The organism is Streptomyces sp. AC555_RSS877 (genome assembly GCF_019049245.1).
Lineage (GTDB): Bacteria > Actinomycetota > Actinomycetes > Streptomycetales > Streptomycetaceae > Streptomyces.
Map to the genome: position 1 here is coordinate 17,006 of NZ_JAGMUK010000008.1, position 14,984 is coordinate 31,989.

General features: G+C 71.7%; 11 protein-coding genes. 4 read left to right on the forward strand and 7 right to left on the reverse strand.

Annotated elements, in window-relative coordinates; genetic code table 11:
• Nucleotides 1–2: 2 nt before the first annotated feature.
• On the forward strand, nt 3–530 hold the full coding sequence (locus KUM49_RS04620) for a hypothetical protein (RefSeq protein WP_217235381.1): 528 nt from the start codon (nt 3–5) through the stop codon (nt 528–530).
• A gap of 325 nt (nt 531–855) precedes the next feature.
• Here KUM49_RS04620 and KUM49_RS04625 read toward each other — a convergent pair whose 3' ends face one another.
• Nucleotides 856–1,653, reverse strand: a complete 798-nt coding sequence (locus KUM49_RS04625; protein ID WP_217235382.1) for an N-formylglutamate amidohydrolase — start codon at nt 1,651–1,653, stop codon at nt 856–858.
• 87 nt (nt 1,654–1,740) lie between these two features.
• Here KUM49_RS04625 and KUM49_RS04630 point away from each other — a divergent pair, with 87 nt between their 5' ends.
• The gene (locus KUM49_RS04630; RefSeq protein ID WP_217235383.1) at nt 1,741–2,082 is read left to right on the forward strand and encodes a DUF5713 family protein; all 342 of its coding nucleotides are present in this window, start codon (nt 1,741–1,743) and stop codon (nt 2,080–2,082) included.
• Between the two features lie 73 nt (nt 2,083–2,155).
• On the opposite strand, the gene KUM49_RS04635 is transcribed toward KUM49_RS04630, so the two are convergent.
• Nucleotides 2,156–4,375 (reverse strand): NADP-dependent isocitrate dehydrogenase, encoded by a 2,220-nt coding sequence (locus tag KUM49_RS04635; protein ID WP_217235384.1) that lies wholly within the window; start codon nt 4,373–4,375, stop codon nt 2,156–2,158.
• A 223-nt stretch (nt 4,376–4,598) separates the two neighbouring features.
• Between KUM49_RS04635 and KUM49_RS04640 the strand changes: the two genes are divergently transcribed.
• Nucleotides 4,599–6,140 (forward strand): M1 family metallopeptidase, encoded by a 1,542-nt coding sequence (locus KUM49_RS04640; RefSeq protein ID WP_217235385.1) that lies wholly within the window; start codon nt 4,599–4,601, stop codon nt 6,138–6,140.
• Nucleotides 6,141–6,188: 48 nt separating this feature from the next.
• On the opposite strand, the gene KUM49_RS04645 is transcribed toward KUM49_RS04640, so the two are convergent.
• Both KUM49_RS04645 and KUM49_RS04650 read right to left on the reverse strand, forming a co-directional pair.
• The gene (locus KUM49_RS04645) at nt 6,189–7,286 is read right to left on the reverse strand and encodes a mechanosensitive ion channel family protein (RefSeq protein ID WP_217235386.1); all 1,098 of its coding nucleotides are present in this window, start codon (nt 7,284–7,286) and stop codon (nt 6,189–6,191) included.
• A 285-nt stretch (nt 7,287–7,571) separates the two neighbouring features.
• Nucleotides 7,572–8,540 carry a lysylphosphatidylglycerol synthase transmembrane domain-containing protein gene (locus KUM49_RS04650; protein WP_308406543.1) on the reverse strand — a complete coding sequence of 323 codons (969 nt, stop codon included), beginning with the start codon at nt 8,538–8,540 and terminating at the stop codon, nt 7,572–7,574.
• Between the two features lie 199 nt (nt 8,541–8,739).
• Between KUM49_RS04650 and KUM49_RS04655 the strand changes: the two genes are divergently transcribed.
• Nucleotides 8,740–10,629, forward strand: a complete 1,890-nt coding sequence (locus KUM49_RS04655; RefSeq protein ID WP_217235393.1) for an ABC transporter ATP-binding protein — start codon at nt 8,740–8,742, stop codon at nt 10,627–10,629.
• A 5-nt stretch (nt 10,630–10,634) separates the two neighbouring features.
• On the opposite strand, the gene KUM49_RS04660 is transcribed toward KUM49_RS04655, so the two are convergent.
• The 3 genes from KUM49_RS04660 to KUM49_RS04670 all read right to left on the reverse strand — a co-directional run bounded on the left by KUM49_RS04660 (nt 10,635) and on the right by KUM49_RS04670 (nt 14,858).
• The gene (locus tag KUM49_RS04660) at nt 10,635–11,606 is read right to left on the reverse strand and encodes a helix-turn-helix domain-containing protein (RefSeq protein WP_217235388.1); all 972 of its coding nucleotides are present in this window, start codon (nt 11,604–11,606) and stop codon (nt 10,635–10,637) included.
• 110 nt (nt 11,607–11,716) lie between these two features.
• Nucleotides 11,717–14,011 (reverse strand): tetratricopeptide repeat protein, encoded by a 2,295-nt coding sequence (locus tag KUM49_RS04665; protein ID WP_217235389.1) that lies wholly within the window; start codon nt 14,009–14,011, stop codon nt 11,717–11,719.
• 130 nt (nt 14,012–14,141) lie between these two features.
• On the reverse strand, nt 14,142–14,858 hold the full coding sequence (locus KUM49_RS04670; RefSeq protein ID WP_217235390.1) for an alpha/beta hydrolase: 717 nt from the start codon (nt 14,856–14,858) through the stop codon (nt 14,142–14,144).
• Between the last annotated feature and the right edge of the window lie 126 nt (nt 14,859–14,984).

Below are 14,984 nucleotides of genomic sequence, written 5' to 3' on the forward strand. Positions count from 1 at the left end.
ACATGAGTGACCTGAATGACATGTACGACCTGAATGGTGACTCCTTCGCCGACGAAGGCATCGGCGACGAGGAGTTCGACGACGCGGCCGACGACGCGGGATTCGACGCCGGCCTTCTGGACGATCTGAGTCTGGCCGCCGGCATCCTGGACCCGGTGCCCGCCGAGCTGCGGCAGATCGCCGTGGAGGCGTACGCGCTGCACGACCTCGACGCCCGGCTCGCCGAGCTGACCTTCGACTCGCTGGTCGACGCGATCCCGGTCAGAGGAGCGGCGGACCCGCCGCGGATGCTCACCTTCCACACCGGTGACGTGACCGTGGACGTGGAGGTGACCCCGCAGGGACTGATGGGGCAGGTGCTGCCTCCGCAGCCGGCCAGCATCGAGGTGCTCAGCGGCCCACGGGCCGGTGCCGCGCTCGTCGCCGACGACATGGGGCGCTTCACGACCGACGTGCCCCCCGCCGGACCCTTCGCGCTGCGGCTGAGGGCCGGCGGGGAGGTGGTGGTCACGGAGTGGCTGCGGGCCTGACCCGGCGGCCCCTCCGCACCACGTGGCGGGTAGGGCAGGGGCTCCGGTCCGCGGGTCGTCGTCTTCCGACGTCGCGGGACCTGACCGGCCGGGACCGTGAGCCGCGGGCCGGGCAGCCGGTCGAGCAGCGTGCCGGCCAGGAACTCGCTCTGCGGGCAAGTGAGGACGGCGCCGGTGGTGAGGCGGCCTGGCATCAGCTCGGAGCCGCTGCCGTCGGTCAACTCGGCGATGCGCAGGGCCTTTTGCGGGCCCGATACTGAAGGCGAGAAGTCGCGGGTGGGATCCCGGCCCGCCCTGCCCCGGTCCGGTCCGGTCAGGTCACCGACTAGCCGGTCAGCGCGTCTACGAGGCCGGCCAGCGCCGACGCGAGAGGGGCCAGTCCCAGTCCGGCGGGGCCGCCCGGCTCGCTCATGTAGGTGTCCCGGCGGATCTCGACCATCAGCGCACTCACCCGGGGCTCGGTCCCGTAGAACTCCAGCGGGACGTACGCACCGCCGAACGGACTGTCGAGCCCGATCTCCCCGCACCCCGCGAAAGCCTCCCGTGCCGCACCGAGCAGGCCGGGCGGCGTGTGGAAGGAGTCGGTGCCCAGACAGACCGGCGGTCGCGGACCCTCGCCGTGCAGCTCGTAGGGCAGCGGCTGGGTGGGATACGAGTGCACGTCGATGATCACGGCCCGCCCGGTCACGGCGAGCCGCTCGGCCACGGCGTCGGTCATCGCCCTCGCGTACGGGCGGAAGTAGCGCGCGATCAACGGCTCCGGGTCGGCGTCGGCGGGCCGCAGCGGTGCACGGTGCGTGGTCCGCGTGTACACGGCGCCCATCCCGACGGCGAGCATCTCCTCCCGCTCGTCCGGGAACCGTTCAGGGTCCACGACCAGCCGGGAGAGCCGGTTGACGAACCGCCAGGGAGCGACCGGGGACAGCGCGGAGGCCTCCGCGGCGATCCGGGCGGTGTGCGCGTCGGTGATGTGGTCGAGCTCCCGCTCCAGCCCCGCGTCGTCCAGCACGATCCCCGCCCGCACCCCCGGCGGCATCTCCCGCGCCGAGTGCGGCACATGCAGGATCACCGGGGAGCCCGCCGCACCGGGCAGCAGCTCGAAGGACGGTGCGGCAGAGGTCATGAGGCTGCTCCCGGGGCGCGTTGTCAGTGGCGTGGTGCACGATCAAGGTGCCACATCACAACGTTCGAGGAAGGGCGGGGGAGCAGCATGCCCGTCAGCAACCAGCAGGTGACCGCACATGCGTTTCTCAAAGGGCTGTACAGGGACGACTACTACCCGGACCACGTGCTGGACAAGGGCAAGGAGATCCTGCTGCGGTTGTGCGAGCGCATCGAGACCGAGCGGCCCGAGGGTCTGGCGGCCTTGTACGTCCTGACCCAGGCCGCCACCGAAGAGTTCAACGACCTGCAGGCCGACTTCGAGGAGGCCGACAGCGACATCGAGACCGTGGCGCGCGAGGAGATAGCCGAGGGCTTCTGGTTCGTGGCGCAGGCCTACGGCTTCACGGACGCGGACGTGGAGGAGCTGATCGCCACCCGGGACTGGTGACAGACGGCTCCGCCCCGGCCGGGCGGCTGCCGGTCGGGGCGGAGTCATGCGGGGCCTTGCGGAGGCCGGTGCGTCAGCTCAGGGACGCGAGCGCCTCGTTCCACGTGGTCGAGGGGCGCATGACCGCGGCGGCCTTGGCCGGGTCGGGCTGGTAGTAGCCGCCGATGTCGGCCGGCTTGCCCTGGACGGCGTTCAGCTCGTCGATGATCTTCTGCTCGTTCGTGGCGAGCGTCTCGGCGAGCGCGGCGAAGGCCTTGGCCAGGTCCGCGTCGTCGGTCTGCCGTGCCAGCTCCTGCGCCCAGTACAGGGACAGGAAGAAGTGGCTGCCGCGGTTGTCGATGCCGCCGACGCGGCGGGTCGGGGACTTGTCCTCGTTGAGGAAGGTCGCCGTGGCGCGGTCGAGGGTGTCGGCGAGGACCTTGGCGCGGGAGTTGCCGGTGGCCGTCGCGCACTGCTCCAGGGACGGGACCAGCGCGAAGAACTCGCCGAGGGAGTCCCAGCGCAGGTAGTTCTCCCTGACCAGCTGCTGCACGTGCTTCGGCGCGGAGCCGCCGGCGCCCGTCTCGAACAGGCCGCCGCCCGCCATCAGCGGGACGACCGACAGCATCTTGGCGCTGGTGCCGAGCTCCAGGATCGGGAACAGGTCGGTGAGGTAGTCGCGCAGCACGTTGCCGGTGACCGAGATGGTGTCCTCGCCGCGGCGGATGCGCTCCACCGACAGCTTGGTCGCCTCGACCGGGTTCAGGATCCGGATGTCCAGGCCCTCGGTGTCGTGCTCCGTCAGGTACGCCTTGACCTTGGCGATCAGGTTGGCGTCGTGGGCGCGGGTCTCGTCCAGCCAGAACACCGCCGGGTTGCCGGTGGCGCGGGCGCGGGTGACGGCCAGCTTCACCCAGTCCCTGATCGGGGCGTCCTTGGTCTGGCAGGCACGGAAGATGTCACCGGCGGAGACGGCCTGCTCGATCACGACGTTGCCGGCCTGGTCGACGAGGCGGACCGTGCCGGTGGTCGGGATCTCGAAGGTCTTGTCGTGGCTGCCGTACTCCTCGGCCTTCTGCGCCATGAGGCCGACGTTCGGGACCGAGCCCATCGTCGACGGGTCGTAGGCGCCGTTGGCGCGGCAGTCGTCGATCACGGCCTGGTACACGCCGGAGTAGCTGCTGTCCGGCAGTACCGCGAGGGTGTCGGCCTCCTGGCCGTCCGGGCCCCACATGTGGCCGGAGGTGCGGATCATGGCCGGCATCGAGGCGTCGACAATCACGTCGGACGGCACGTGCAGGTTGGAGATGCCCTTGTCGGAGTCGACCATGGCCAGCGCCGGGCCCTCGGCGAGCTCGGCGTCGAAGGAGGCCTTGATCTCGGCGCCCTCCGGCAGGCCCTCCAGGCCCTTGTAGATGCCGCCCAGACCGTCGTTCGGGGTCAGGCCCGCCTTGGCGAGCGCCTCGCCGTACTGCGCGAAGGTCTTGGGGAAGAAGGCGCGCACGACGTGACCGAAGATGATCGGGTCGGAGACCTTCATCATCGTGGCCTTGAGGTGCACGGAGAAGAGGACGCCCTCGGCCTTGGCCTTGGCGATCTGCGCGGTGAGGAACTCGCGCAGCGGCGCGACGTGCATGACGGAGGCGTCGACGACCTCGTCCTTGAGGACGGGTACCGACTCGCGCAGCACCTTGGTCGTGCCGTCGTCGCCCACGAGCTCGATGCGCAGGACGCCGTCCTCGGCGACGACCGCGGACTTCTCGGTGGAGCGGAAGTCGTCGACGCCCATGGTCGCCACGTTCGTCTTGGACTCGGAGGTCCAGGCGCCCATGCGGTGCGGGTGGTTCTTGGCGTAGTTCTTGACCGACGCGGGGGCGCGGCGGTCGGAGTTGCCCTCACGCAGGACCGGGTTGACCGCGGAGCCCTTGACCTTGTCGTAGCGGGCCTGGATGTCCCGCTCCTCGTCGGTCTTCGGGTCGTCCGGGTAGTCCGGCAGTGCGTAGCCCTGGCTCTGCAGCTCGGCGATCGCGGCCTTGAGCTGCGGGATGGACGCCGAGATGTTCGGCAGCTTGATGATGTTGGCCGCGGGCGTCTTGGCCAGCTCGCCGAGCTCCGCGAGGGCGTCCGGGATGCGCTGCCCCTCCTCCAGGTACTCCGGGAACAGCGCGATGATGCGCCCGGCCAGGGAGATGTCGCGGGTTTCGACGGCGACACCCGCCTGCGAGGCGTACGCCTTGACCACCGGCAGGAAGGAATACGTCGCCAGGGCCGGGGCCTCGTCAGTGTGCGTATAGATGATGGTCGAGTCAGTCACCGGGTGCTCCGCTCCACGTCTGCAACATTGCTCGACATCAAGATATCTCCTGACCGCCCTCGTCTCGACAGGGGTCCGCACAGTCGTGCGGTCCCGCAAGAAATTTTCGCTCCGAGGCAACCGACTGTTCCGATCATGTGGTCATGGAGGGTGATCGCCCACGATCGCCCACTGGATGCGGCGGCCGGACCTGACCCGTCGGCCGCCAGAGCGAAAGCGGACCATGAGATATCGCACCCGAGTGACGGCCCCGGCGGCCGTCCTCATCGGCACGGCCGCGGCCCTGGCCACGGCACCTTCGGCACACGCGGCTCCGAAGGAGACCGGCACCCCGGGCCCCGAGACCCTCGGCGACTCCGTCTACCCGAGTCTCGGCAACGACGGCTACCGCGTCTCGGCCTATCGCCTCGACCTCGCCTACGACGCGACGACCCGGCTCGTCGACGCCGAGGCGACCCTGCGGATCCGCACCACCCAGGCCTTGACCCGCCTCTCCCTCGACGCCCTCGGCCTGGACATACGCGCCGTCCGTGTCGCCGGCCGCACGGCCACCTACGAGCAGGCGGACGAGAAGCTGCGGATCACGCCGGCGAGGCCCCTGCCGGCGAACGCGCCCGTCACCGTCTGCGTGGAGTACACGGCCGACCCGCGCCGGGAACTCGCGCACACCGCCTGGGTCGCCACCCCGGACGGCTTCGCGGTGTGCCCCCAGCCGAACTCCGCGCACACCGTCTTCCCGTGCAACGACCACCCGGTGGACAAGGCCGACTTCACCTTCCGCATCACCGTGCCCGCCGGCCTGCGCGGCGTGGCGTCCGGCCTGCTGGTCGGCACCGAGAGCCTCGACGGCGACCGGACCGCGTACACCTACCGGTCTCGCTCGCCGATCGCCACCGAGGTGGTGCAGATCACGGTCGGCGACTACGTGGTCAAGGACCGGCAGGGCCCGCACGGGCTGCCGCTCAGGGACGTCGTGCCCGTCGCCCGCGCCGCCGCCCTGGAGCCCGCGCTCGCGCTCACCCCGCGGCTCGTCGAGTGGATCGAGCAGCGGCTCGGTGCGTACCCCTTCGAGACGTACGGGCTGCTGCCGTGCAACTCCGACGACCCGGCCGCCTTCGACTTCACGGGCCTGGAGACCCAGACCCTCACCCTGTACAAGCCGAACTACCTGCTCCAGGAGGAGTCGAGGATCGGCTCGCACATGATGCACGAGCTGGTCCACTCCTACTTCGGCAACAGCGTCAGCCCCGCCACCTGGGCCGACCTGTGGATGAACGAGGGGCACGCCGATTTCTACGGGCTGCTGTACCGCTACGAGCGCGGCTGGACCGACTCACTCGGCCTGACCACGATGGAAGCCCGCATGAAGGACACGTACGCGCGCGGCGACCAGTGGCGCAAGACCTCCGGGCCGGTCGCGTCGCCCAACGCGGCGAACCTCTTCGACAGCCAGCGCTACCTGGGCGGCGTACTGGTCCTCTACGCGCTCCGGCAGGCCGTCGGCGAGGACGTCTTCCGCGCGATCGAGCGCACGTTCCTGGAGCGGTACCGGGACTCCTCCGCGTCCACGGAGGACTACATCGCCGTCGCCACGGAGGTCTCCGGCCAGGACCAGTCCGGTTTCCTGCGGGACTGGCTGTACGGCACGAAGACCCCGCGGATGCCCGGCCACCCGGACTGGACGGTCACACCGGTGACCTCGACCCTCGTCGCGCCGAAGAGCCGGACGGGCGGGCACCACCACGACAACTCGGCCACCCTGTAAGGACCGGCCGAGGCTGATGAGCACAGGCCGATGAGCACAGACAGGTGATCAGTCGAGCCGGGCGGAGGGGACTTCGCTCGGCTCGGTCTCCGCGCCGCGCTGCTGCGGGATCACCACCGCGCCCTGCTGCAACGCCACCGTCCGCGTCGGCGCCGGGATCCGGATGCCTTCCGCGCGGTAGCGCTTGTGCAGGCGCTTGATGAACTCGTGCTTGATCCGGTACTGGTCGCTGAACTCGCCGACGCCCAGGATCACCGTGAAGCCGATCCGCGAGTCGCCGAAGGTGTGGAAACGGACCAGCGGCTCGTGGTCGGGGAGCGCACCGGTGATCTCGGTCATCACCTCGGCGACGACCTCGATGGTCACCCGCTCGACCTGCTCCAGATCGCTGTCGTAGGCGACCCCTGCCTGCACCAGGATGGTCAACTGCTGCTCGGGACGCATGAAGTTGGTCATGTTCGTCTTCGCGAGCTCCCCGTTGGGGATGACCACCAGGTTGTTGGAGAGCGAGCGGACGGTGGTCTGCCGCCAGTTGATGTCCTCGACATAGCCCTCCTCGCCGCTGCTCAGCCGGATGTAGTCGCCGGGCTGGACGGTCTTGGAGGCGAGGATGTGGATGCCCGCGAAGAGGTTCGCGAGGGTGTCCTGGAGGGCGAGGGCGACCGCCAGACCGCCGACGCCCAGGGCGGTGAGCATCGGCGCTATGGAGATGCCCAGCGTCTGGAGCACCACCAGGAAGCCGATCGCGAGGATCAGTACCCGGGTGATGTTGACGAAGATCGTGGCCGATCCGGCGACACCGGGGCGGGACTGGGTGACCGACCGCATCAGGCCGGCGACGACCCGGGCCACGGCCACCGTCACGACGAAGATCAGCAGGACGGTCAGGACCTGGTTGACGTTGTGCTGGACCGTCGCGGTCAGCGGCAGCGCCGCCGCCGCGGTCGCCGCACCGCCCGCGACCGCGGCCCACGGGACGGCGGTCCGCAGGGCGTCCACGATGACGTCGTCACCGCTCCAGCGGGTGCGGTCGGCGTGCTTGCCCAGCCAGCGCAGCAGCATGCGCAGCAGGAACGCCGCCAGCAGACCCGCGATCACGGCGATGCCGGCGATCACGAGGTCGTCCATGGTGAGATCCCGCTTCACCGGTCACCTCCGGAGAGAAGTCCTGCGGCGAAGACCTTCGCCGACGGCCGGATGTGAAGTTGTGTCACGTTGCCACCTGTTCGATTCCGGGATGAGAGGTCACGCCGCCAGGAAGCCCCCCTTGGTCGACGCGACCGCTCATCCTGCCGCATCCGGTACAGGAGTTCGTACTTGGACCGACGCCGGATCGCACTGTTTCGGACGATTCCGTCGGCCAGGTCGGCCAGGTCGGCCGGTTCCCGATCCGGGGACGCAGGCTCTTGTCCCGGCTGAACGGACGGTGGGTCAGATCACCTTCAGCCGTACCAGCGCGCCGAGGGTCAGCGCCCCCGGCAGCAGCGGCAGCCACACGGTGATGATCCGGTAGGCGAGGACCACGGCGGTGGCCACGGCCACCGGGCCGCCCGCCGCCACCAGGGCCACGATCAGCGCCGCCTCGACCGAGCCGATCCCGCCCGGCACGGGCACCAGGGCGACCGCGACCGTCGCCGCCAGATAGGCGAGGGCCATGTGCGCGGGCGGCACGTCCAGCCCGAGCGCCTGCCCCACCGCGACCAGCCCCGCCGCCTGCAACGCCGGGAAGGACAGCGAGCCGCCCCACAGGGCGAGCGCCCGGGCCGGCCGCAGGTGCACCGAGCGGGCCTCGCCCAGCGCGGTCCGCAGGAAGGAGAACACGGCCGTACGCAGCCGTCGTACCGACGCGAGCACGCACACCGCCACGACCACGGCCGTCACGACGGCCAGCAGCAGCGGACCCATGGCCCCGTCGGGCAGGAGCGGGCCGAGCCGCAGCGCGTCCGGGAAGGCGATGAGCAGCGCGGCCAGCAGGGCGAGCCGGCCGATCGACTCCGCCAGCAGATACAGGGCGAGCGCGGCGGAGGAACGGGCGAGCGGCAGCCCGCACCCCGTCATGAACCGCAGGTTGACCGCGCTCGCGCCCAGGCCCGTGGGCAGCAGGTGGTTGGCCGCGCCTGCCGCGAACTGCGTGGCCAGCAGCCGCCCCTTGGGCAGTGGCTCGACGACGGCACCCTGCCGGGTCAGCGCGGCGGCGACCCAGGCCAGGCATGTGGTGCCGACCGCGACCGCCAGCCACGGCAGCCGAGCGTTCCGCAGATGACCGAAGCCCTCGGCGAGCACGGACCGGTGCTCCACGGCGACGACGGTGACCAGCAGGAGCGGAAGCAGACACAGGATCTGGCGGATGCGGCGGACCGGGACGCGACGGGGGAGTTCGGGGAGTTGTACCGCTGTCACATCCGCAGAGCCTTCCCACCCCGCACCAACGGCGGGTTGCGGAAGCGGGGACAGGGGATTGCGTACGGTCATCGGGTCCTTCGTGGGGGTCGACGGACGGGCGGGGGGGGGACGCGGGGCGGGTGAACGACGGACGGGTGAACGACGGAAGCACCTTGACCTCAATCATGCTCGAGGTTCTACGGTCCTTCCCATGAGTATGGAGACCACAGCCTGGACCCAACTGCACAGCGTCATGAACGCCGAGCAGGAGCGCCGTCCCCTCGCCCGCGCCACCCTCCGCCGCATCGGCGAGTTCGCCCGCCCGCACCGCCGCCGTATCGCCCGGTTCGTGGCCCTCGGCGTGGTGACCGCGCTGCTCGCCGTCGCGACCCCGGTCCTCGCCGGACGTGTCGTGGACGCGATCGTGTCGGGCGGCGACGAGGGCACGGTCGTACGACTCGCCCTGCTCATCGCGCTCATCGCGGTGGCCGAGGCGGCCCTCGGCGTGCTCGGCCGACGGCTGTCGGCGACGCTCGGAGAGGGCCTCATCCTCGATCTGCGGACGGCTGTCTTCGATCATGTGCAGCGGATGCCGGTCGCGTTCTTCACACGTACTCGTACGGGAGCGCTCGTCTCCCGACTCAACAACGACGTCATCGGCGCCCAACGCGCCTTCAGCAACACCCTCTCCGGGGTGGTCAGCAACCTGGTCACACTGCTGCTCACGCTCGCCGTGATGCTCACCCTGTCCTGGCAGATCACGCTGCTCGCGCTGGTGCTGCTGCCGGTGTTCGTGATCCCGGCACGGCGCATGGGCAGCCGGATGGCCGGAATGCAGCGGGAGGCGGCGGCCCTGAACGCGGCGATGGGCACCCGGATGACCGAGCGCTTCTCGGCCCCCGGCGCCACGCTGATCAAGCTCTTCGGCCGCCCGGAACAGGAGTCCGAGGAGTTCGCCGCCCGCGCGCGCCGGGTGCGGGACGTCGGCGTACGGACGGCCATGGCGCAGTCCCTGTTCATCACCGCCCTGACCCTGGTCTCCGCCCTGGCACTGGCCCTGGTCTACGGCCTCGGCGGCTGGTTCGCCCTGCGCGGCACCCTCGACCCGGGCGCCGTCGTGGCCCTCGCCCTGCTCCTGACCCGGCTGTACGCCCCGCTGACCGCACTGGCCGGCGCGCGCGTCGAGGTGATGAGCGCCCTGGTCAGCTTCGAGCGCGTCTTCGAGGTGCTGGACCTGGAGCCGCTGATCAAGGAGCGGCCGCACGCCCGGCCGGTCCCCGACGGCCCGGTCTCCGTCGAGTTCGAGAACGTCCGCTTCGGCTACCCGTCCGCCGACAAGGTCTCCCTCGCCTCCCTGGAGGAAGTGGCCCTGCTCGACAGCCGGGGCGGCGCCGAAGTCCTGCACGGCATCTCCTTCCGCGCCGACCCCGGGCAGACCGTCGCGCTCGTCGGCTCGTCCGGCGCCGGGAAGTCGACGGTCGCCCAACTCCTGCCGCGACTGTACGACGTCGACGAGGGCGCCGTCCGGGTCGGCGGCGTCGACGTCCGCGACCTGAGCACCGAGTCACTGCGCGGCACCCTCGGCATGGTCACCCAGGACGGCCATCTCTTCCACGACACCGTCCGCGCCAACCTCCTCCTCGCCCGCCCCACCGCCACCGAGCCCGACCTGTGGGACGCCCTGCGCCGCGCCCGCCTCGACGATCTCGTACGGTCCCTGCCCGACGGCCTCGACACGGTGGTCGGCGAACGCGGCTACCGCCTCTCCGGCGGCGAACGCCAGCGCATGACCATCGCCCGGCTGCTGCTGGCCCGCCAGCGCGTCGTCATCCTCGACGAGGCCACCGCCCACCTCGACAACACCTCCGAAGCGGCCGTCCAGGAGGCGCTCGCCGAGGCCCTGGAGGGCAGGACGGCGGTCGTGATCGCCCATCGCCTGTCCACCGTGCGCACCGCGGACCTCATCCTCGTGGTGGAGGCGGGGCTGATCGTGGAACGCGGCACGCACGAGGAACTGCTGGCGGCCGGCGGACGGTACGCGCAGCTGTACCGGACGCAGTTCGCGCAGGAGCCGGGCGGGGTGACGCAGATCGGGTCGGCGGCGTAGGCGGCTCAGGCGCCGGGGGCGGCCGCGGAGGCGCGCGGGCCGCGCCACTCACTGGGCGGGACGCCGTACGCCGTACGGAAGGCCCGGCTGAAGTGGGTGGGGCTGACGAAACCCCAACGCCGGGCCACCGCCGACACGGTGGGGTTGGTCCGGCCGTGGCGGGCCAGTTCGCGTGCGCACTCCTCCAGCCGGCGCTGCTGGACGAGCCGTCCCACGGTGATGCCCTGGCCCTCGAAGAGCCGGTGCAGATACCGGACGGAGATCCGGTGCGCCCCGGCGATGGCCTCGGGCGACAGGGCCGGATCGCCGAGGTTGCGGTCGATGTGGTCGCGGACCCGCCGCACCAGGTGGGCGCGCGTGCCGTCCTGGTCCGGGCCGGCCTGACGGGTCCGCTCGGCCACCAGGGCGCCGACCAGGTCGACGACGCTGCCGGCCAGCCTGCTCCCGAGAGCGGGCGAGTAGGAGTGGGCGGAGGCCGCCAGCGAGGCCAGGAAGGGCAGCAGGACGGTGCCGAAGCCGTCCGCGGTGCCGATGGCGGTACCGGTGATCCGGCGGAGATCGGCGTCCGGCACGCCCAGTGCCGGGCGCGGGAGTCGGAAGACGTGGGTGGCGAACCGCTCGGGGTGGGCGAGTGAGTACGGCCGCGTCGAGTCGCAGACCAGCAGGTCGCCCTCGCGTACCTGGGCCCTTCGGCCGTCCTGGGTGAGGGTCGCCGTGCCCGACACCTGGATGCCGACGGTCAGGAACGCTTCGGGGGAGCGGGCGATGAGTGACGGCGTACGGCTGATCCGTGCGGCGTCCGCCTCCAGCGTGGACACCCGCAGGTGGCCGAGGTCGCTGGTCGTGATCCGGCCGTCGAACGGGCCGGCGCCGCGCGGGACGACGGTCATCGGCACCAGCGCCCGTCCCACCGCGTCGCGCCAGCAGGCGACTTGCTCACCTTCGGGAACCGAAGCGGTCGTCAGTACCTGGCTCAATCGGCTCGCCCCCTTCTCGCATTGCTGTCGTGCAACAGCAGCCAATCAGGGGCGGGTTGGGGACTCCAGGCAGAACACAGGCAGAAATGCGGTGAGCGCAGCCCCGCCGTTCAGGTGGCTCGGCCGGTCAGCTGGTCGCGGGCCTCGGTGACGGCCCGGGGGTCCGCGCCCGCGCCGAGGGCGAGACAGCGGGTGAACGCGTCTTGGCCCTCCGCCGCGCGCCCCGCGTCCAGCAGGACCTGCCCCAGGTCGACCAGGCAGCGGCTCTCCAGCCCGGTGTTGCCGCTGTCGTGGCTGAGTTCGAGGGCGCTCCGGAGGTGCTCGACGGCTTCGTCCCAGCGCTTCAGGAGGGCGTAGGCGCGACCGTTGCCGTGGTGCCGGCTGAACCGGGTGAACAGGGCGATGTGCGGTTCGAGGCGGTCTCCGGCCGCATCGAGGAAGGCGAGAACCCGAAGGTTGGCGGCGATGGCCTCCTCCGCCCGGCCGGCCTCCACCAGGACGCTGCCGTGACCACTCATGGCCTGGACGGTGCCGTGCATGTCGCCTGCGTCCTGGAACAACCGCGCTGCCCGCTGGTTGTGTTCGGCGGCCGGCGTGTAGTCGCCGAGCCAGCGCAGGGCCCAGGCCGTGTAGAAGTGCGCCCACGCCTGCTGGACCGTGTCGCCGGCGCGCTCCGCGGCAGTGAGGGCCTGGGCGGCGCGGGCGATGCTGTCATGGTGGCGTCCCTCGCACAGGAGCAGCGCCCAGGCGTGGTAGTTCAGCTGGGTCGCCTCGACGAGCGGGTCGCCCAGCTCCTGGGCGGAGCGGGCGGCGGTGCCGAAGACCTCGGGCCAGTGACCCCAGTAGATCCACTGGTCGGAGAACCAGTGCAGGGCCTCGGCCACCTCCACGACGACGGCGTGCTCTTCCGCCGAGGCCGCCCGGTGCAGCGCGGCCAGCCAGTTGGCACCCTCGGCCTGGAGCCACCGGCGGGCCTTCTCGGCGGTCGACAGGTCGACCGTGCCCTGCCAGGTCGCGGGCGGGGCACCGTGGCCGGGCTCGTACCAGCGGCCGGCCACCACGGCGGTCTCCAGCAGCCAGTGGTGCATCGCCGCGCGGGCCCGCTCGGTGTCCTCGGTGCTCTCCTCCGCCGCCAGGCTGGCCCGGGCGTACAGCCGCAGCAGGTCGTGGAAGCGGTAGCGGTCCCCGTCCGTGCCGAGCAGACCGGTCTCGACCAGCTCCTCCAGGGTGTCCTCGGCGTCGAACAGCTGCTGCCCGGTCAGCCGGGCGGCGCAGGCAGCGCCGACGTCCGGGCCCTCCACCAGGGCCAGACGCCGGAACAGCAGGGCCGCCGTGGGGGTGAGCTGGCGGTAGGACAGGTCGAAGGCGGCCGACACGCGAAGGTCCCCGGCCGTCAGCGCGTCCAGCCGCCGCTCCTCGAAGGCGAGACGGTCGGCCAGCCGGCGCACGCTCCAACCGGTCCGGGTGGCCAGCCAGTTGCCGGCCACCCGCAGCGCCAGCGGCAGATGCCCGCACCGCTCGGCGACCTCCGCCAGCGCGGCCGGATCCGCCGCGGCCCGCTCCTCGCCCACCAGACCTGTCAGGAACACGGCCGCCTCGTCCGCGCTCAGCTCCCCGAGCGGCAGCCGGTGCACGCTCTCCAGCCCGGTGAGCATGCGCCGGCTGGTCACCAGTACCATCCCCGTACCACTGCCGGGCAGCAGCGGGCGGGCCTGGGCCTCGTCACGGGCGTTGTCCAGCACCAGCAGACACCGCCGGTCGGCCAGCACCTGCCGGTACAGCCCGGGATGCCCCTGCGGCCCGGCCTTCGCCAGATCCCGGTCGGCCACGCCGAGGGCCTTGAGCACGCCCAGCATCAGTTCGACCGGCTCGGGCGGAACGTCATCCATGCCGCGCAGGTCCACGAGCAACTGCCCGTCCGGGAAGAGGTCGGCCAACTCCCGGGCGGCGTGGAGCACGAGGGAGGTCTTGCCGGTGCCGGGCGGCCCGGACACGGCGGCGACGACCACGCCCACCTCTGGTCCGCCTTCCACCCCCCTCGCCGCGGACCGCCTTGCCACGTGCGTCCCCTCCGCCAGCTCCCTCAGCCGCCCGAGCTCCCGCTCCCGGCCGACGAAGTCGTCGATGCCGCGCGGGAAGGCGCGCACGCCGGCAGGGCTGTAGCCGGGGCTTCGTCCGGCCCGGGCGGCGGCCAGGAGCCGTTCCCGCTCCGGTTCGGCCAGGCACAGACCGTCGGCGAGCGCGGCCACCGTACGGCGCTGCGGGGCCGCCCGCCGGCCCCGCTCCAGATCCCCGATGCCGCGCACGCTGACGCCCGAGACCTCGGCCAGGCCCTCCAGCGTCAACGACGCGGCCAGCCGCAACTCCCGCAGCACCGACCCGAACGCCGCGCTCTCCTCGGCCAACCCGCCCCCCTCGCACACCATGCGCGAGCGGCACGCCCGGACATGATCACGCGAATTGTATGAGGGTGCTGTGTGCGGGACGTAAACGAGCGGTGCGCACGAGAAGGCGAGATCACAGGAGCCGCCTGTGTCAGCTCGTCGCGCGTACCGCCTCGCGGATCAGGTCGGCGACCTCCTTGGGCCGGGACACGGCCACGGCGTGCGAGGCGCCCTCCGCTTCGACGATCGTCGCCCCGGCCCGCTTCGCGCCGAAGCGCTGCACCTCCGGGTTGATCGCCTGGTCCGAACCGGCCACCAGCGCCCAGGACGGCTTGGACCGCCAGGCCGCCGCTGACGCCGTCTCGGTGAACACCCCGGCGGCCAGCGGCCGTTGGGCGACCGCCAGGACCTTGGTGACCTCGGCCGGGACATCGGCGGCGAAGATCTCCCAGAACGCCTCCGCCTTGATGGTGACCTCCACCGCGGCGGCCGCCCCCTCGACGGGGTACGTCGCCTCCCGCAGATTGCTGACCAGCGGCGACAGCGGGAAACGCCCCTGCAACTCGCCCAGGCTCTCGCCCTCCTCGGTGACATAGGCGGCCACGTAGACCAGTCCGACGACGTTCTCCACGGTCCCGGCCACGGAGATCAGCGCACCGCCGTAGGAGTGGCCGACCAGCACGACCGGGCCCTTGATCTGGGCGGCCGCCGAGGCGATGTACGCGGCGTCGGACGCCAGGCCGCGCAGCGGGTTCGGTGGCGCCACGACGGGGATGCCGTGCTGCTGCAGCTCGGCGATGACGCCGGACCAGCTGCCGGCGTCCGCGAAGGCGCCGTGCACGAGAAGGACGGTGGGGGTGGTGGACATGCGAAGTTCTCCCTGTGGATGTCTCAGTGGCCGTCAGGCGGTGCCCAGCGCGGTGCGCAGGGTGCTGACGGCCTGGTTGATGGCGGCCTCGGCGGCGTGGGTCTCGCGCAGGGCGTTGAGCATCAC